The organism is Ruminococcus sp. B05 (assembly GCF_003628495.1).
Taxonomy (GTDB): Bacteria; Bacillota; Clostridia; order Lachnospirales; family Lachnospiraceae; genus Schaedlerella; species Schaedlerella hominis.
On sequence record NZ_RBZR01000019.1, the window covers coordinates 36,429 to 57,581 of the forward strand.

A 21,153-nucleotide genomic window follows, 5' to 3' on the forward strand; every position below is an offset into this window, starting at 1 on the left:
GCAAAAACGGTAACTTTTTGGGCGATTTTTGCACATCTTTATTTTATTGTAAAGATCAGCTTAACAGAGAACTCCTGTTCTCCGACCTCCACTCTCATAATTCCAGCATACTTTTTAACCAGTTTTCCAACCGTATGCAGTCCGATCCCGTGACTGTCTGCATCTCTTTTGGTGCTTATGTACCGGTCCTTGTCCTTTAACAGTGGAACAACATACCCGTTGCAAAATTCCATAACAAGGAAATGTTCCTCATTTCCCATATACATCCTGCATTCCACATATCGGCCATCTTTTGTCTTTTCTGCCGCTTCCAGTGCGTTATCCAAAAGATTACCTACGATTGAGATCATATCCAGTTCTTCCAGAAAGTCCAGCCTGAGATCATTACCCAGCGTAATCTTATAGGAAATATTCTTAGATTCCGCAAGGAATTTCCTTTCGCACAGGATGCTGTTCAAGATCGGGTGTTCGCAATACACACCTTTTTGAAGGCTCTGAATCCGGACACCTAAATGTTCCATAATCTCCTTAACCTCTTGATTTTCTCCTTCTTCCATCAAACCGGCTACTGTACAAATAAATTTATTTATATCGTGTAAGAATGCCCTGTTATCCTCATTGACCTTATTCATATACTGTAAATTAGCAATCTCCGCCCTGCTTTTCTGGTAAAGCCGGTCCATCTTCTTCACTTCTTCTGATTTCTCTACAAACCGGTCAAACACTGAGAAAATGAAGATATTCGTCAATAGCAGCAGCGAAGCTCCTACCGGAACCATAACCCTGTTCATTCCTTCAAAAGAAATATTTGAATAAAACACACATCCTAATATAATGATCGTAGCGGTTGGCAGCATGAGCAGCACAGTAAAAGTTTTATTCTCAATCGTCAGATAATTCCTTTTTCTCGTTACCTGATTAATGCATTTAATAAACAGAAATGTCATGGTACTCATTAGTAGTAGCGCTAATGTTTTTTCTATTTCCGTCCCAAAACCCTCAGATGCACCAGTCACGCCATACGCATTCGTAAGCGTTGCAAAGAGAAATTCAGGAATAATTGCCAGCACATAATAGCAGCATACTATAACCAGCTTCTTCCATATATTTCCCCGGAACACAACCATTGACACAATCATATACGTTACCGGAATCATTACCATATTAAATACTGAGGATTCCAAGTGGTTGATTCCGAGCATTATCAGTGCTACGACAAAATATATGAGAAATTTTCCCCAAAAGTTTTCTCTTCTGTATGGAAGCATGTTCTTTTCCAGATCTTCCAACAGATACATCTGAAGAAGGCAGATCAAAAAATCTCTTACTATCATACCATGCCGTTCCTTTCCCCAAGAAACATGATCAGAGCGTCAGCAAACTGACCTTTTCTCGACCTTGAAACATTCAATTGGATTCCCATCTGTAGCAGCCCACATTCTTTTCCAATCCTTCCACTTTCGCCAGATTTACAATATAACTGTTATGTGCATACTCAAATCCCCTTCCGGCCAGACGTTCATATAAATCGCCTAAAGATTCCTTACAATGCATCTCATCTATCTCCCCCTGCCTAGCAACGTATATAGAGCAACCCCTTTTCGCCAGACAGATATATAAAATGTCTTCCGTATAGATACGAATTACTCTTCCCGCTGATGTAACCGTCACGGAAGAATCTCCACAGTGCAATTTTACTTTTGATAAAATTGCAGGGATTTCCCTTTTTAGACTTCTGTCATGCAAGTCTTTCATAATATACCGGAACGGCTGCCCAATATTGATGCTGTCTGAAGTCGGTTCAAAGTATCCGGAGCAGAACACCAATATCGCTGCCCTATTGTATTCCCTCAGCTTCAGTACCGATTTATTCCCATCCAATCCGGGCATACGCATATCCATAAAGACCAAATCATGCAAAATATCAGCATTTTTCAGTAGTTCCTTTCCTGACTCGTATTCATAAAACCGTATCTCGCTCTTAGGAAGAATCCCTTCCGTTTCTATAACCTTCTCTATTTTCTCCCTGTAATTTTTATCATCATCGCAAATTGCTATTTTATACATCTATGTCCTCCTAAGTTAGTTTCCTCTAACCCTCTTTCATAAAAAATCCATCCTGCAGAATCTGAATCCTATGAGCATTTACTCTTCCTATAGTTCGGGTTCCAAATCTGCAAAGATGGGATCAGCAAAAAATTCCTGTATTGTGACATCCAATCCATCGCATATCTTTTTTATTGTAACTACGCCAGCATTCTTACTCTGACCATACAAAATATTCTTTAATGTTGAAGGAGGAACGCCAGAACATACCGCCGCCTCATTCACTGTGATATCTTTCTGATTAATCAGATCGTTTAAACGATATATGACCGCTGTTTTTATATCCACGGTATCGACCACCTTTTTTTCTTCTATTTTATATAAATCGGCTTTAAAAGGTCGCCCATATATAGTCTTTTTGATCTATATACGATATTTTTTTAACAGTTTTTCTTATTCTAGCAGAAATCCGCTAAATTTCTATATTTTATTAGATACATGAAACCCTGTGAGAACATTTCTGATCCTACGCAGGGTTTTCCACTTTGTTATAAAATTTTTATATTTTGCAGTATGCTGGATCGGAGTTATCATTCAACTTTCCTTCTGCTGCCGATTGTAAAAACATATTTTTACGAATAAATATTCAGCAGTTCTTCCGGAGAAAGCAGTGTAATCCAAAAGGAAAGAAAATCCTTTTTATTCCTTGTCACAATCGCATCACACTGATTCTCCTTCGTACAAGTTGCAAGTAGGCAGTCTTCAAAATCAGATACTCTCTGCAAATAAGCAGGCAGCACATCTTCGTTCGTCACTGTCAGCACTTTTGCTATGTCCAAAACGGAGCCAAGTGCCTTTCTATAAATTTATACCGTTCTTACATCCCGATCAGCTCCTCTCTCCAGCTCATCTTTTCCCTGCTTTTCTTGGATTTTTCTCTTATTGATTTCCAGTCGTTCATGAATAGATGGCTTCTTTGCCTTCGTAGTTGCTTTATTCTTTTCTGTTTGCATACTCGAAACTACCTTTTTCACAGCTTTGTCATTATCCCCTTTTGTCACATTCGCTGCTCTTGACGCTTCTACTCTGCTGTCCTGCTTTTCTGCAACCTGCCGTTCCTGCTTTTCCTGCACACTTTTTTCTTCCAGACTGCAAAAGCTCTGCAAATATGGCAGCACATGGTTCTGCATATCGGTCAGATCTTCCATACACTTCTGAAACTCTTCATTTCCCTTGTTTTTCAGATAACCAATCCAGCTTTCATCCGTAAGTTTCAGTTCATTTTGGAGTTTCAGCTGACTTAAAATACCGCCATTTCCTGTTCCAATATCTATTTTCCCTTTGAAATGTTGCAGCATTTTATCGCCTTTTTCCGCATAATATATAGTAAAAAACATCTGGGCTGTTACCATCGGCTCATCCGTCCTCGGATTACGGTCTGCGTACCATTCCTTATCCTTCTGTGCAGTACGGGAATCCAGATCTGAGAGCTTCTGACAGCGTGGTTCCATCAGCTCTCGCTTTTCACAGTAATTCACATACACCATCGGCTCTGTTTCTTTGGATATATCTGGTTCGTAGGATTTCAGCCGTTCCAGCAAAACACCTGCCCACACGGACTGCTCACAGTCTTCTTCAATCACATCCTTCAGAAAGGAAATATAAGAACCAACATTTCCACTTTGCAGATCCAGCATGACTTCCTGTATGGTATCCTGCCCTGGCTCTACATGGTCCCGATAGTCATACGGATCGAAGTCTTCCGCAATCTCATCCAATGCTGCTGCCAGTTCTTCTGTTGTCATTTTTTTCGGATACATTGCCTCACGCACATCCTGAATCGGGATATATTTATAATCAGGCAATGCTTTATGAATCTTCTCCAAACCTTCACGCACCACCGGCTGATCTTTTAAAAACCGCACATTATCCAAGAAGTCGCCGTGTATCGTTGTTCCCATTACAATCAACAGTTCTGTTTCATCAAACAAGCTATCCTCCGGATCACGATAAATAATCCCCATTCCACTGCCTTTATAAGCATTTTCCGGATCTTCTCTGTACTTCTCATAGATTGCTGCGATTTCTTTCACATCTGTGCTTTTCTCATAAGCTCCCATATCATGAATTTCATCACATTCTGCAGCATAATATTCCAGATAAGCTTCTTTCTTAGGCGGCATATTATTGAGTACATTATCAATCATGTTATAATTGGCCTCTTCCAGTTCCTCCACCTTTGCCAATGGCTTATATTCGCCCTGGCTTTTCTGAATCTCTGCCATTACAGCTTCATCCATTTCTTCTACTTTTTCCATCAACTGATCATAATCCCCACGGATGCGTTCTCCCGTCCAGCCTTCGTCTTCCAAAAGTTCCTCCGCCGCTTCTTCAATAGAAATTTCATCATTCTCATAAATGCCACCATCCATCAAGCGGAAATCTTCATCGTAAAAGGAATAATCATATCCTTCTTCTGTTCTCTGAATAGCAAAATATCGTTCTCCTACCTCATATGCCAGTTCACTAAGAACCTGTTCTTCCAGATTCAGGAAAGAATCCAGCTGTTCAAAACTGATACTGTCTACAAAATGAGCAGTTACCTTTTTCCCGTCATTCAGAACTATGATATCACTGACAGACAGGGAATGCCCACGGAAGTCTTCCGGTCTGTCAATGTTGAACTTTTCAAAAATATCATCCAGTGACATATTTCCTGATAATTCACCAACATAGACCAGCTTATAATCTTCTTTTTTTATCTGCATACCATGACTTTCAATAAAACTCATATTCATAAATGCATAGTTTTCTCCCGGTAAATCATCCCGAATCTGATAAATTCCAAATGTCCTTCTTGTTCCTAACAACAGATTTGCTTCTTTCAAAGATTGAATCTGTGGATATTTCTGCATTTCCCATTCCAGGTTACGGAAACGCTCCAGTTCTGTCATAGACATCTGATAATGCTCCGGTCCTCGTTCAATTTCCATGCGTTCTGTGACATACATAGGTGATGAAAAATTAGTGATCAGATAGATATCTGCTCCTGCATCGTATAATTTCAGTGCTTCTTCCTGCTCAATGACACTCATAGGCTCCTGAAATGCTCCTAAATTTTCTTCTGCATAATCTAGGTTGTTATCTTTTATCCGTTCCCACATCTGCGATTCCATTCCAAACAAACCGTCATGTGCCTGTATCATTTCTTTACTCGCATATTCACCTTTACTGCCAGCACTGCCAAGACAATAAATCTTAGAACCCATTCTGTGATAATCCAAAGCTGCTTCTTTTCTAAGTGGCACCATATCTTCTTCCATATATCCATAGTCACGTAATTCCAGCTTACCTATGGTTGGATCTGGCAGTTCCTGAATATCCATTCTTGCGTCATCCAGCAAATCCTCTACACCTTCTGAATCTGCCTGGCTCACTGCATCTGCCAGATTTCTTACCAAAGCCCTAACTTTCTCTTTCTCGCCGATCAGATTCGCATATTCAAAAAGCTGTTCTTTTACATCTGTTGATATTTCTATACCTCTACTCTCTGCCTGATTGATCTGTTCCTGCGTATATTCCTGCATTTTCTGCGTTTCTCTACCTATTATCCTGTTTCTTGCCATATAAGTTCCTCCTGTATTCTGAAAAATGGCATAACCCACAGAACATATTTTCTGTCAGATTATGCCATCTTCCTTGTTTTCTTATTCCAGACCAAAGTCCCGTTTTCTGTTATCCTTGCCAGTTTCACTTTCCCGCTGACTCTTTTCTTTACAAATCTGCAGTTTTTCATGGATAGAACCACGTGCCGGTCTTTCTTCTTTCTCATCTGATTCAGATACCTCTGCTTCTGCATCTTCCCGTTCATCCATATTGAGCAATGCATTTAGCTCTGACAGTCGCTCCAGTTTCTGGTTCAACTCCTCTTCTTTTGGAAATGGCTTTCCCACTTCTTCTTTCGCATTTGCCATCTGTTCATACACTGTTTCCAATCTTTGTTGTGCTTCTGAAAGCTTCTCTGGATAACTGTCCAACAGATTGTTGATACGGGTAATATTTCCAAGTGCATCTGCTCCAAGATGAACTTTCGAGACAGCCTCATGTTTGACAGATAATATAAATTCTTTACTCCATCCATCAAACTGAATCCTCATATTGAATCCCTGATAGTTTCCGATATCCATCGCAGCATCTACAGTTTTAATATCTTTACATACCGCCAGAAGTGCCGCTCCTGCCTCTTTCTTTTCTGTGAACACTTTGCCACCAATCTCCATAGTAAACTGCTCTGGATCTGTGCTTTTATGCTCAGAATAATGAGCGATGTCTGCCTTGTAGCTGTCAATGATTTCTGTCAGTTTTGCAATCTGTTGTGGAAAATTCCTTGCAATATCATCTTCCAGGCGGTACTGGTTATTCATGTGGTTGGCTTTTAAAAGTTTTAATTTTGCCACATCAACATCCAATGCCATCTTCTCTTTTACTGCTGGATTTCCGGTTGCAAGAGCTTTGACCTCTGCATAGGAAAGTGCCGCTTCGTCCACATCTTCACAGCTTCGCACAGGTGCTTTACTGGTCATAATCTGAGAAATGAATTTCTGCTTGTTCTCAATCAACTGCCACATGTAGCTGTCAAATGTGGATTCTGTTACATATCGGAAGATATGAACCTTTTTATTATGATTTCCCTGGCGGATAATACGCCCTTCTCTCTGTTCCAAGTCAGATGGTTTCCAACCAATATCCAGATGATGCAACGCAATCAGACGATCCTGCACATTGGTCCCGGCACCCATCTTTGCTGTTGAGCCAATCAAAAAACGAACCTGCCCGGATTTCACTTTTCCAAACAGCTCCGTCTTCTTTGCTTCTGTATTTGCATCATGAATAAAAGCAATCTCTTTTTCCGGTACACCTTTTTCCATCAATTTCTGCTTCAAGTCATCATAAACATTGAAGCTGCCATCGCCTTTCGGGGTACTCAAGTCACAGAAAATCAATTGTGCAGATTTCTGTGCTGCCGTGCCTTTCCAGATCTCATAACTTTTCTCTGCACAGACTGATATTTTGCTTTCTGGATTATCTGGCAATAATTCGTTCACCAAACGCTGATCCAATGCCAATTTTCTTCCATCGTTGGTAATTTTCAGCATATTATCAACCGAAGCATCTACCCCTCCGTTTCTGACAACTTCTGCACGTTCCCCCAGACTTTCTACGATTTCTTTCTGCTGTTCCGTTGGTTTCAGCACCACTGTTTCATATTCCGCCTCTGGCACAGGAAGCTTTAACTGATCGGAAGTCTTGATATCTGCAATCTCCTTAAACATATTCATCAGTTCCGGAATATTATAAAATCTTGCAAATCTTGACTTTGCACGGTAGCCTGTTCCTTCTGGTGCAAGCTCAATGCTCGTGACTACCTCGCCAAAGGTGGAGGCCCAGGAATCAAACAGTCCAAGTCCCATATTTTGTAATTTGCTGTTCTGCAGATACCTCTGCATAACATATAATTCCGTCATGCTGTTGCTAATCGGTGTGCCCGTAGCAAAGGTAATGCCTTTTCCTCCGGTAATCTCATCCAGATACTGACATTTATTAAACATATCCGCCGACTTCTGTGCTTCATTCTGTGCAATCCCGGCTACATTTCTCATTTTTGTATAAAGAAATGCGTTTTTATAACTGTGTGCTTCATCTACATATAAATGATCCACTCCCAGTTCTTCAAACGTAACTACCTGATCTTTTTTCTCTTTCTGATTCAGTTTCTCCAGCCTTGTCTGCAATGTTTTTCTTGTCTTTTCAATCTGTTTGACGGTATAACGTCCACCATCCTGTTCATACCTTGCACTCTGGATTGCCATTTCCAGATCATCAATCTGCCTCTGAAGCATGGCTTCCTGTTTCTCATCAGAGATTGGAATACGCTCAAACTGGGAATGACCAATAATAACAGCATCGTAATTTCCCATAGCGATTCTGGCACAGAACTTCTTTCGATTTGCCGGTTCAAAATCCTTTTTCGTTGCTACCAGAATGTTCGCCCCTGGATATAACTGCAGGAATTCTGCTCCCCACTGCTCCGTCAAATGGTTTGGAACTACAAAGAGGTTTTTCTGAGATAATCCCAGACGTTTGCTCTCCATTGCCGCCGCTACCATTTCGTAAGTCTTCCCAGCTCCTACTACATGTGCCAGAAGCACATTATCACCGTATAGCTGATGTGCGACTGCATTTTTCTGATGCGGTCGAAGTTCTATTTCCGGATTCATTCCTGGGAAAGTCAGATGACTTCCATCGTATTCACGGGGACGGATACTATTAAAACGTTCATTGTACACGCTTACCAGTCTTTCTCTCCTCTGCTGATCCTTAAAAATCCAATCTTGGAATGCAGCCTTCAAAGCATCCTGCTTTTGTGATGCCAACATAGTTTCTTTTTTATTCAAAACTCGCACTTCATCCCCATTGTCATTTACGACTTTATCATAGATTCTAACATCTTTTAGATTCAAGGTATCTTCCAGAATCCGGTAGGCATTTGCTCTCTCCGTTCCATACGTTGCATAGGCAAACGCATTTCTTGGACTGTCGGCGTTCTTTCCTGTAATCCTCCACTCACCATTTATCTCAGAGAATTTTACCTGTATTTCCTTCTGCGCAAGATACCTCGGCGTATGAAGCAGTTCCACCATAAACTCCTGATAATCCGAAGGTTCAATCCAGGTGGCTCCAATACGCACTTCAATCTCCGATGCTTCCAGATCTCTCGGCTGAACTGCCTCCAATGCACGGACATTCGGTGTGAATTCTGGATGATTCTCTGCAAAAGTTCTCGCTGTATTTAATTTATCCCTAACATTTCCGGACAGATATTCATCTCCACTTTCCCACTGGTCTGTCAGTGGATTTTTGAAGATAACTCCAACCAGCTCTTCTGTGATTTTCTCTTCGGTCTTTCCGGTCAACTGTGCCATATATGGGAGATCTACTTTAGCCTTTTCATTTAGGGACAAAGCAAGTGCTTCTGTGGCTGTCTCCACACTTGTCACAGCGACCGCCTTTTTAATGGTTCGTTTGGTAAACATGTCCGCTTTCCGCTTCAATGTTCCATCTTCATTCAAGTCTTCCAGGGAACACAGCAGACAATAAGAAGAGTCATCAGAAAATGCACGTTTGTTAGCATTACTTCCAATAACTCCATACTTTGCTGTGTAGGTATCATACACCTGATTCAGTTTTTTCTGCTGTTTCTGGATTTCTTCGTCTGTGACAAATTCTTCCATCTGCATGGCGATCAGTTCACGAACGGTATCACGGATTGCAACCATGCCTTTTACACGTTCTGCAGTGGCTGCAGACATTTTCACCTGATTCATCAAAGAATTGACACGGTAATATACCTGATCATCTACCACCGTATAGCTGTAATTTCGAACATTCGGATCTGCCGGAATACTCTCTGGCATCTCATCCAGTTCTGCCTCTATATCTACTGCCGCTACCATGCTTCCCTTGATGTGTTTTACAGCTTCTTGTAACTGTAATTCCAGATCAGCTCCTTCCATTGGAGCACAGGTTGTTTCCATACCATACGGACCGGACACTTCTTTCATCTCACCAAGAATCAATCCCGGATGCTGAACAAAATACTTGTTAATGGTAATCCCATTTGCATCACTCTCCAAATTCACCCAGTCTGGCATCTCTTTTGTGAAACTCTCACGCTTCTGGAAAAACAAAATATCAGCACTGACTTCTGTTCCTGCATTTGCCTTAAAAGCTGTGTTCGGCAGTCGGATTGCCCCCAGCAAGTCTGCACGCTCTGCCAAATATTTCCGGACTTCCGGTGATGCCTTGTCCATAGTTCCCTTTGTTGTGATCAACGCAGCTACACCACCTGGACGTAACTGATCTATAGTCTTGGCAAGAAAGTAATCATGAATCATAAAATTGTAGCGGTCATACTGACGGTCATTGACCTTATATGCACCGAATGGCACATTTCCGATTGCCACGTCAAAGAAATCATTGGGATAATCCGTCTTCTCAAAGCCTTTGATCTGGATATTGGCATCTGGATAGAGAAGTTTAGCAATTCTGCCACTGATGCTGTCCAGTTCCACTCCATAGAGTTTGGACTGGTTTAGATTCTCTGGAAGCTTTCCAAAGAAGTTCCCGACTCCCATAGATGGCTCCAGGATATTTCCCTTTGTAAATCCCAGATTCTTCAACACCTGATACATACTTTCAATCACAATCGGCTGTGTATAATGAGCATTTAATGTGGAAGCTCTGGCTGCAGCATATTCTTCCGGTGTAAGGACGGTCTTTAATTCCAGATATTCTGTCTCCCATGCAGATTTTGTCTCATCAAATGCAACTGCAAGACCTCCCCAGCCAACGTACCTGGATAAGATTTCCTGTTCTTCCGGTGTTGCATTGCGATTCTCATCCTCACATTTCTTTAACAACTGGATAGCCATGATATTGGCACGGAACTTTTCTTTTGCTGTACCCTGTCCAAGCTCATCATCTGTGATGCGGAAGTTCGTTGCTGGAATCGTTTCTGATATTCCGTTAATCTCTTCCAAAGATTCTTTTTCTTCCGATACCTCAACTTCTCCAGATAATTCTTTTTCTTTTTTATCATAATCTGTCCACACACGTTGAGAAATAGCAGTAAAATACAAGGACTCTTCCTCCATAATTTCTTCCCTGATTTCCCGTAATTCATCTAAAGTATCCGCATTTACAGTTTTGTTGTGATAATGATAATAAAGTACTTCTTGTCCGAGTTTTACATCCAGACGTTCCAATTCTTGTGTTGACATTCGATTCCAAATATCATCTTTTTCCGTATGAATCGTGAAACCTTCTCCATCATCATGATATTCTAATGTGTATTGAAGTCGATTCGCTTCTCCCTTAACTTTGCAATCAAAATCGTGGATTTTTGTTCTGGTACCAGACATATATTCTGAATCAACTAATCGCAAATCAGTTATATCTTCCGCTGTCAAAGTATCCTGCTCCAGCTGTTCTCCTAACATCTGCTGTGCTTCTTCCAAATCTGCCAGTCTTTGTGCTTCCTGTCGTTCTTCGTACTTTTCCATTTCTTCCGGTGACAAATAATCATCTGTGCGGATTAACTGGCGAACACGTTCTGCAACCTTGTTCCACTTTAATAAAACTTCTACCTCTGGACTGCCAATTTTCCCTTTTGCAAGTTTTAATCCTTTTGCATCATGGGATGCGTCGGAAGCATCTGCTCCTGGTATTCCGGGTGAGGAACCACCTGTTCCATACTCATTTTTCAGGAACTCAGCTGCATCTTTCATATCATGATGTTCCATGAAATACTCATAGATTCGGTTACGTCCTCCTGCAGTAATGCCGCCTCTTCTTAACACTGCGTCAATTTCATCCTGTGTGATAAAGGATAGTGCCGGACGTTCGACCGTAAATTTCTGGTCTACCCAGGAACGCTCCCTCTGAAGATCCTGAAAGCGTTGGAAATATTCCGGATTATGCTGAATCTCCCAGCGGTGATAATCTCCCGGATTCTCATCCATATATTTCTGCAGCCATTCAAAACGATAGACAATCGCATCTGCTTCCTCTTGATCTGTCCATGCTCCACTCACTACATCCTGCCAGTCTGAATATGATTGTTTCTTTTCCCAGTTTCTGCAAGTATCCCGAAAATGAAGTGCAAGAAGATTGGTCATTTCTTCCTGCTCCTGTTCAATGGCATTATTGGAAATCAAATTATCCACGTAATTTCCATCCTCATACATATCCCGAATTCTGTTCGCTGCTTCTTCCCACGTAACCATGCGGTCAAAGTTTCTTCTGGCAGAGTCCCCTCGCCGGATACGGATACCATCATTGTCATACCAGATACTGATTTTCTGACCATCTATGGTAAATCCTTTGCCACCAGTTCCATATTCATCTTTCAGAAAACTCCGCATTTCTTCATTATCCAGACCTTCAATCAGTCTTGCTGTAATATGAAACAGTGTATTTTTCTGTCCGCTTCCCGTGCGGAGAATATCATTTACCACTTCATCGGAAATAAGAAAAGCGGCTGGCTGTTCCAATGCAGCTGCCGCTTTCCTTATTTCTCCTAACTGTTCCTCTTCTGTTGGGAACAGACTTAACTGTAAATAATCTCCTGAATCACCAGCTCCTCTGCCTGTGCCTTGATCTGGTTCATGTGTCTGGTCCATGCCATCCCGTCTGCCATTTTGTCCGGTGCCGGATCTTTCTCCAGAAGTTCGTTCATCAGGTCGTCTACTCTCTGTCTTGCCTGGCTGTCGATCTCCATCAGATGACTGTCCAGACGGTTCTGCAGTGTCAGAATGTTGAACCTGGCTACCTTGTGATTTCTCAGATACTCTTTCCGCATCATTCCGTACTTGCCGATGGTTCCTCTCGTCTCTTCCAGGCTGATATCTGGAATCTGATACTCTCCGTTCTGGCTGTAACTGATCTCTCTCATAGTCTGTTTCCTCCTTTTTTTCTTCTCTATCTTCTGTGTTATCTGTATTACTTTCACGAATTAACGTGTTAAATTCATTATAGACTACTTCTTTTTCTTTTGCAACCGTTTTCAGGTCATTTTCCAGATCATTCAATACATACCGTCCAATCTGCATCAGGACTGGTCTGCTGATCTCGTTGACTGCACTTCCCAGATGTCCTAATATTTTCAGCTGATTGAAGTCCGTTATATGCCGAAAATCCTCTGCATCCAGATATTCCTGTGCATCCAGTCCACACCGGTTTAGTAATACATACCAGACACTATTGGTCATCAGTTCCCGAAATTCGACTTCCTGATTCTGTTCGTCCAGTTCTTCCAGAAATGTCCCTGTTACGTCCAGTCTCAGTTCTTCCAATGCATCTGGAAGCCATTCTTGCATACTCTCCTTCGCTGCCTGATGCAGACTTTCAGCAAGTCCTCCTTCTGTATCTTCCAGTGATAACTGCTCCTGCAGATAATCTGCCACCAGCTGTTCTCCTTCCACCGGAAGATTCCATAACTGAGGATCCTTTCCAAGATTCCGCACTTTATAAGTGTCCTGCACATCAAATACATACCGAAGTTTCGTTTTCGGTCCGGAAGTATTGTCAATCAAGGCAATCCCTTTGGATCCCTTTTTGATCCAGCGGTACATCTTCTGATTCCAGATTTCCATGGATGCTACGGCAGTTGCTTCCGGTCGCTGTGCATAAATTAAAAGCTGTTCTGGAAAAGTGTATTTGTACAGTCTGGATGCAGTGTTTAGGAACCGCATCCATTCCTGCGGACTGGCAGCTACATCTTTTGCCACCTCTTCCGTCAGCTGTTCCATTGCATATAATTTATTTGCCATGCGCTACTCCTTTTCATAAAATCAGGGACTGCTTAGCACAGTCCCCTTAAAATCATCGTTGTTACTCTTTATAATGCTGTGGCAAGCTCTTTTGACTTATTCTTTGGCACTTTGTCTCCCTCTTTTGCCTTGATTTCTGCCTTAGCTTTTTCCAGTCTTCCATGGATTCCACCTTTTACTTCCGCTTTTTCGGCTGCTTTTTCTTTCTCCAAACGAGCTTCCCTACGCTCAGCATTTTCCATAACTGCCGTTTTCCCATCACAAAACTGAACTTTATCGGAAAGCTGCTCCTGTCTCTCCACCTTTGTCTCATTGACTTCCTGTACCATCGCATTTAATTCCGGAACCTGAAAAATGCCGTTATCAGGAAGAATCAGCACTTCATGAATGGAAGATGGGATGACAAAGTAATCACTTCCCAGGCATTCCCCAATCTGTTTACGAATATCTTCCTGCAGTAACAGGGAAGCTCCATTCATCTTAGCTTTGTTTGTCAGACAGAACATTGGGTTTTCCATGGCTTCCATATCCATTTTTTCATTCAGCAGGTTTTCTGGTTCTTCACCAAAAATCATAGATTTGATAATCTCATTCATATCCATAAGTGTGACACCACGTTTTCGGTCTGCCACCATCGCATCCGCTTGAATCTGTTCGGCAGATACTCCCCACTCGTTCATCAGAGAAACAGTTACCGGAATACTGCTGATCCCTTCTCCATTTTCCTCCAGATTTACTGCATAATAAGCTGCAAAATCTCCGTGTTCTGTGACTACTTTATCTGCAAGAAGATCGGTATTCCATTCCTTATCACAAATTCTCATCTGTAATTTGTCCTTCATCTTTTCATAATCCAGAATATCTGGAACTCCCATATCAAAAAATTCTGCTTTTCCCTGTGCCTCAATACGCATATCAGCCACATCGCCAACACAAGAGTCTACATCTTTTCCATGGATATATTCCTGGTAGAGGGAATCCAGATAGACTGTCGGTACGATTCTCTGATCTCCGTTTGGAATCGTAATACCTGTCAACTTCAAACCGTTGTTTTTTTCTACTTCCTGAAGTTTAATTTCTGCGTCCTTATAAGACTCTGGCAGATACTCCTTTACATTGTCTTTGACATATTCATAAAATTCTTTTCTGTTCATCATACGCTTTTACCCCTTTCTGATCATGTGATGGTTCATTCTTTTTCTGCTGACCATCTGCTCGGCTTTCTTCTGATAAGCCATCATTCTCTTTACTGTTTTCTCCTGGTTTTTTCGTGCTTCCTGTCTTTTTTCCATTGCTTTCATCATAGTTTTCTGTTCCTTTCTGTGATTTTTTTGTATGAAAAAGGGAGCCTCACATAGAAGCTCCCAATCATAACCGTTGGTTTTAGTTTCCTTATTTCCTTTTCCTGCTGATATAAAGTCCTGCCATACCTCCTGTGGAGATTACAAGAAGCAAGATTGGCAGCCAGATATTCGTGCTGTCACCTGTTTTCGGTGCGTTTGATACCTTTGTCTCTTCATGGGACTGTGGTATATCCGGTGTGTTCGGTGTTTCTGGAACTTCCGGTTTCTCATTTGTCAGATTAAAGGTAACTTCTACAACCGGTGTACTGTCATCTGCATAGGCAAATGTCACTTCATGCTTGGTCTGATCCAGTGTGTATCCGTCCAGTGTTTTTGTTTCCACCAGATAATACTTGATTGCTGTATCATATTTGCCGTTCTTAAATGTGGCAATCTCATACAGCTTACTTTCTGCATGACCGGCAGCGTCTGTCTTTAAGGTTTCCAGTACCTTTCCTTTGCTGTCACGGAGTTCAAATTCTACCCCTTTTAGCGGTTCTCCTGATGATTTATCTGTCTTATTGAGAATCACTTTTCCCTTGGCAGTATCATCTTTCATAGCCACTTTCTGGATTTCTCCGGTATCTTTCACCTCAAATGTCACATCGGCTGTCAGGAGATATCCTTTCGCTGCCTGCTCTTCACGTAAGGTATATTTACCGATTGGCAGTTTTTCGATATAGTGTGCTTCCTCTGTAGAAGTCCAGCTCTCTACTACCTGATCGTCCTTATCGAGAATCGTCAGTTTCGCACCCGGAATCTCAGTTTCTCCTGTGATATCCGTCTTACTGATCTGCACTTTTGTCACATCATCTTTCATTTCATGCTTCTGAATTTCTGCTGTATTTTCTACTGTAAAGGTAATACTTTCTGCAGTGACATATCCATCTGCCGGTTTTGTCTCTGTTATGGTGTATTCCTTACCAACAACCAGTTCTTTAATCACATGGGATTCTTCCGTAGAAGTCCATTCATCCACTGTATTGCCATCTGAATCCATCACTTTCAGGTGTGCACCTGGAAGTTCTTTGCCTGTTGTCAGGTCTGTTTTGGTCAGCTCCACTGTGGTTGGCTGATTTTCAAAAGTAAAGTCGTAGCTTACTTCTGCCTGGTCTTCTCCGGCATATTCAAAGGTAAATTCCTGTACTTCTTCTGTTGTAACAAATCCGTCCGGCGCAAAGATCTCTTTCACATAGTATTTTCCGTCTACCGGAAGATCTGCCGTAAAAGTAATCTGTCCTTTTTCATCCGTTACCCTCTGCTCGATCAGACTGTCTTTCTCAAGGAGTACCTCGCCCTTTGCATTTTTGATATCTTCACTGGTATAAAGACCGAAGACACCACCTGCAAGGACACGTTCTGTATCTTTTTCTTTCTTCAGAACCGTAACCTTTACTTTCTGACGGGCATTCTGCCATTTCTCATCATAAGTGATGACTGGTGTGTCCTGATCACGGTAGGAAAGATCAACATATCTCGGCTCTTTGTCCAGCACATAACCATGGGCAGTTTTTACTTCCTTCACATAGTACTTGCCAGCCGGTAGATCTCCCATCTGTGCAATACCATTGGAATCTGTGGTAATGGTTCCCACTTTTTCATCTGCTTTGAAATAATCTTCACTGACACCATCTGCCGCTTTGATGTCTTCCGCAGCAAATACATCGAACGTCACATCTGAAAGGCTTCCGGTTACATATTCAAAGAGATGCTCCACAGTACCTTTTACCTGATCCAGAAGTGTTACCTTATCCAAAAACTCTCCATTTTTGTTGATGATTAGAAGTCCTGTTGGAACTTCATCTTTCATCTCTACTTTCTGAATCTCGGCAGTATCTTTCAGCGTGAACTTCACATCCGTTGCTTTCAGATATCCATAAGGTGCCATTTCCTCACGAAGAGTGTATTCCTCTCCAACTGTCAGTCGTTTGATCACATGTGGCTGATCTTTTACAGAAGTCCACTGATCCACAACATTTCCTTCTTTATCAAGAACGGTGAGTTTTGCCCCATCCAGTTCCACACCTGTTGTTACATCAGATTTTGTGATTTCAACTGTTGTCGGCTGGTTCTTTTTCACTGTTTTCAGTTTTACTGTCTTCACATCCTGTCCCTGGTAAGAAGCATCCAGATTCAGAACTTCATCAGAGGATACAAATCCCGCTGGTGCTTTTAACTCTTTCACATAATACTGTCCAAGTGGCAGATCCAGCGTACATGTTGCAAGACCATCGTTATCAGAAGTCATTTCCTGTAAGAGTGTGTCTGCTTTCACGATCACTTTTCCATCCGCCTTGATATCCGCTTTGTTATAGATACCAAAGACAGCTCCCGCCACGGTTGCACCATTCTCTGCATCCTGTTTTTCTACCTGGATTGCAACTTTCTGTCGGTCATCGCCAACCGTCACTTCCTGTTCGATCACAGGTGTATCCTGATCTGCATAGACAAATGCGACACCTGATCTGTCATGGTTCAGGACAAATCCTTCCGGTGCAGTCTTTTCTACTACATAGTAAGAACCAAGTGGCAGGTTATCAGCAACTGCTTTTCCGTCTTCCCCGGTCGTTACCGTTGTTACCAGTGCATCTTTTGCATAGATCAGCTGTCTGTTTCCGTTTTCATCTTTCTGATAATCCGGTGTATAGATATTTTCAGCTGCATAGACATGAAATGATGCACCCTTCAGGTATCTTTCTTCATAAACAAAATCCTTCTTGTATCCGGTCAGCATCTCACCTTTTTTATAGATCGTCAGCTTTCCTTTTACCGGATGGTTCTCGTAATCTACCGTAATAATGGCATCTCCACTCTCAGAATCCATCTGGTATGCTGTGTTAGCATCCACCGCAATCTCTACATAATTCTTATTAATCGTGTACCCTTCCGGTGCATTGACTTCCTCAATCCGGTAATGTCCGATCTTCAGATTCTTCGGCATGATCAGATATCCCTGGCTGTCCGTAAAATAGGACTTGTGAGTGGTTGTCACAGGGTAAGTTGTTACCTGTTCCACATACTTTTTGTTATCCAGGTCATATACCTTAAATTCTGTTCCGGCAATCAATACGGATTTCTTTGTTTCATCGTCTTTTTTCACAATTTTCAGTTTTGCCTTAAACTCTTCATCCAGAAGCACTCGCCAGATCTGCGGCTCATTTGGATGATGCTCTGTGATATTTACTTCAAAATCATCGACTGGCTTGTAATTATGCGGTGTTGTAGTTTCACGCACGATATAGCTTCCAAATGGTAATGGAATACTGCAGGCATACCCTTTTTCATCTGTGAAAATCTCAGTTGCTCCATTCTCTCCGCTCACTACTGGTTTGGCAGAATCAAAATCATAGCTTCCATCTGCTTTCTTTGTAAGGGAAGATTTCAGATAAACTGTAAATCCAGCTCCGGATAACAGATCTGCATCGGTCTTTCCATTGTTGGCTGCTTTGATGATCTGGAATGGCTGCTTGATGACCTGCTCACTGGAAGTGCACTCTCTTTTTACTTCTGCTGTCATATCTCCTTCATAACTGCACGTAAGATCATGCTCTTCTGCATCTGCCAGGTATCCGGTCGGCGGAGTAATCTCTTTGACATAATATTTGCCAAGATATAAGCCATTTACAGAAGCCTGTCCTTTGTCATCTGTTGTAAGAGAAGTTACCTGCTCTCCTGCTTTATAAATAGTTCCCGTTGCTCCATCCGGGTGCACGATATCTTCACGGGCATACAGACCATAAACTGCACCTTTCAGTGTGGCATCTCCCTGTGGTACTGCTTTTCCTGTTTCTTTATCAACTTTGAATAAATTGATCTTTGCTGTCACACGGTCATTGCTGAAGGTATGGGCAAATGATACGGTTGCTTCTTTATCATTGGTGTAAGAAAACTTGAACGTATACACATCTTCTGTATTTCTTACATAGCCTTCCGGCGCCTGATCTTCTTTTACAGAATAGGAATATCCAATCGGAAGATCTGCTGTGAATTTTGCAGTTCCATCTGCTCCAGTAGTTGCTTTCTCAATCAGTGTTCCTTTTTTCACAACAACGGTTCCGTCTGCATTTCTAATATCATCGGATGCATACAGAGCAAAAATACCGCCATTCAGTGGTTTCTTTGTATCTTTATCCTGTTTTACTACGGAAACATCTGCTTTCTGTCTTTCGTTGTTAAAAGTCACATCTGCAAATACAACTTCTTTATTCTGTCCGGCATAAGTCAGAGTCACTGGCTTTTCTTCGCTGCCGTTATAGAAATTGTCCGGTGCTTTTGCTTCTTTCACCACATAGCTTCCAAGATGCAGGTTCTTCAGTGTAACAGAACCATTCTCTCCCGTAGTCAGATTATCTTTTACCAGGTCACCTTTACTGTACACTTTTGTGCCATAAGCAGTTACGATATCTGCCCCGGCATACACGTTATACACTGCATTTTTCTGTCTGCGGTTTTCATACTGGAATACCGTTCCATTTTCACTGACATCTGCTCCGGTAAGAACCTGTCCTTCTTTGTAAATAGTAAGCTCTGCCAGCTGTTCCTTATTTTCCACAGTTACCGATGAGGTTTTACTTGCTACCAGTTTTACATTTGTTGCCGTTGCATTTACTACATATCCCTGTGGTGCTGTGATCTCTTTCAGATAAACAGTATCCTGTGTCTTGATGATCGTAACAGAAGATTTTCCATTCTTATCTGTTGCCGGCATCTGAGTGATCAGCTTTGTACAAGCCTCATCGCTGTATACACCGAATACTGCACCTGCAAGATTAACATCCGCTGTATCGTCTTTCTTTACGATTTCGATCGTAGCCTGTTCAATCCAGGACACCTTTAAGCTTACATATTTTTCATCAGCGACACCTTCTCCAAATACAAATGCCAGATCCTGAACACTTGCATTCGTAGTCAGTTTATATGCTGAGTAATCTTTTGTAATACTTCCCTTCATTTTTGCAGAAAAAGTAGCATTTACATCTTTTGTCTGTGTCAGAGGCGCTGAAAGATAAAACGTGGTTCCTCCACCAATTGTTACGCTTGCACCTGCCGCACTTACATTTCCAGTAGATACATTATGGAGCTTTACTCCTTTTGGTAAGTCCATTGTGATTTTCTGCTGGGAAGATGCGTTGAACTGAATGTTCTCCGTTCTCTGAACATTTCCATCTACATAAGCTTTTACATCCGGCTTTGAAAATGACATCGCTACATCTGGTATTTCCGGCTTATTCACACAATAATTATAGAGTTCCTTTGCCAAATCCTCTCCTGTAGCATTTGTTCCGTAAAATGCATCACTACTTCCGTTGGCATATGATGCAGCCATGTGAATAATGATGAATCTTTTTCCTTCTGAGAAATCCGTGTGTTTATTAGCGAAAAAACTTTCGCTTCCTGCGGCGTCTGTACCGTAATAACACACTTTTGCTAACGTCTGATTGTCTCCAATCTTTGTGATTATATAATTTCCAGATCCTGGTCCAGGTTTTGCTGGCTGTACACAATACGCAGTTGCTCTGACGCTTCCGTAGCTGATATAGTACGGCTCTGTCAGATAGGTTCCAAGATTATAATCTGCATATCTATACAGAGGTCCTTTTTCAATCGTTACCTGCTGTGTAGTTCTTGCTGAATAAGCCGAAACTGCTTCAAATGTTGCAATCTCTCCCTCTTCCATAGAATCAAGATCCACACCTTCGTCTCCTGCCTGTTCCAAAACATCGTGAAGCTCTAACCCTGATTCTTCATCATAGGTATCCTGATTCTGTGCCTGCTCTACTAAATCATCAAATTCATCAGCATCAATATCGGTAATTTCCGAGTCTGCTTCGGAATCCTCCGCTTCCTCTGTCTGCTGTTCACTGCCAGCTGTTTCGGATTCGGTTACTGCTTCACTCCCTGCAGTTTCTGTCTGCGTTTCTGTTTCTTTCTCACGCACAATCAGTTTTCGGCTGATCTGATACTTCGGATGCTCCTGATTTACCGGTTCCACATAATAGACCGCTTTGTAAGTGTCCGCACGATCTGTCGTAAAATCCTCATTCTTGTCGTTTTTTGCTTCCTCAAATGTGACTTTGACCTTGATATCATCCTTGATTTCCAGTCCTGTGTAATCTGATTTCACATCAAATACACTGCCTGTTTCAATTTCATAATCTTTGGCAGTCACCACCTCATCTTCATCCAGAAGATCTTTCACTTCCTCATAAAGTGGCGGTTTTTCCTCCGGCTGGATCTCCGCTGCATATGCAGTCATCGGAGATAACACTGTACTTAGCATTGTCATGCCTGCCAGCAAGCCAGATACTACTTTTCTAAAATTACCTTTTTTCTTCATGCTAAGGTCCTCTCTTTCATATATTTGTGGCAATTGT

9 protein-coding genes are annotated in these 21,153 nt (G+C 41.8%); all 9 read right to left on the bottom strand.

Annotation, left to right across the window (positions count from 1 at the left end):
- Positions 1-38: 38 nt before the first annotated feature.
- The gene (locus D8Q48_RS12870; protein WP_118037242.1) at positions 39-1,334 is read right to left on the bottom strand and encodes a sensor histidine kinase; all 1,296 of its coding nucleotides are present in this window, start codon (positions 1,332-1,334) and stop codon (positions 39-41) included.
- 73 nt (positions 1,335-1,407) lie between these two features.
- A complete protein-coding gene (locus tag D8Q48_RS12875) occupies positions 1,408-2,067 on the bottom strand; it encodes a LytTR family DNA-binding domain-containing protein (protein WP_243116298.1) in 660 nt (219 codons plus the stop codon).
- Between the two features lie 87 nt (positions 2,068-2,154).
- Positions 2,155-2,394, bottom strand: a complete 240-nt coding sequence (locus D8Q48_RS12880; RefSeq protein WP_054337273.1) for a helix-turn-helix transcriptional regulator — start codon at positions 2,392-2,394, stop codon at positions 2,155-2,157.
- Between the two features lie 284 nt (positions 2,395-2,678).
- Entirely contained in the window at positions 2,679-2,885 is a 207-nt protein-coding gene (locus D8Q48_RS12885; RefSeq protein ID WP_024728263.1) for a PIN domain-containing protein, read from the bottom strand.
- A gap of 27 nt (positions 2,886-2,912) precedes the next feature.
- Positions 2,913-5,672, bottom strand: coding sequence for a YodL domain-containing protein (locus D8Q48_RS12890; protein WP_118037241.1), 2,760 nt, complete (start codon positions 5,670-5,672; stop codon positions 2,913-2,915).
- A gap of 81 nt (positions 5,673-5,753) precedes the next feature.
- A complete protein-coding gene (locus D8Q48_RS12895) occupies positions 5,754-13,436 on the bottom strand; it encodes a DEAD/DEAH box helicase family protein (protein WP_121056717.1) in 7,683 nt (2,560 codons plus the stop codon).
- Between the two features lie 68 nt (positions 13,437-13,504).
- Entirely contained in the window at positions 13,505-14,593 is a 1,089-nt protein-coding gene (locus tag D8Q48_RS12900) for a DUF5688 family protein (protein WP_024720776.1), read from the bottom strand.
- 6 nt (positions 14,594-14,599) lie between these two features.
- On the bottom strand, positions 14,600-14,740 hold the full coding sequence (locus D8Q48_RS17265; protein WP_008688072.1) for a hypothetical protein: 141 nt from the start codon (positions 14,738-14,740) through the stop codon (positions 14,600-14,602).
- Positions 14,741-14,828: 88 nt separating this feature from the next.
- Positions 14,829-21,116 carry a SpaA isopeptide-forming pilin-related protein gene (locus D8Q48_RS12905; protein ID WP_121056719.1) on the bottom strand — a complete coding sequence of 2,096 codons (6,288 nt, stop codon included), beginning with the start codon at positions 21,114-21,116 and terminating at the stop codon, positions 14,829-14,831.
- Positions 21,117-21,153 lie beyond the last annotated feature (37 nt).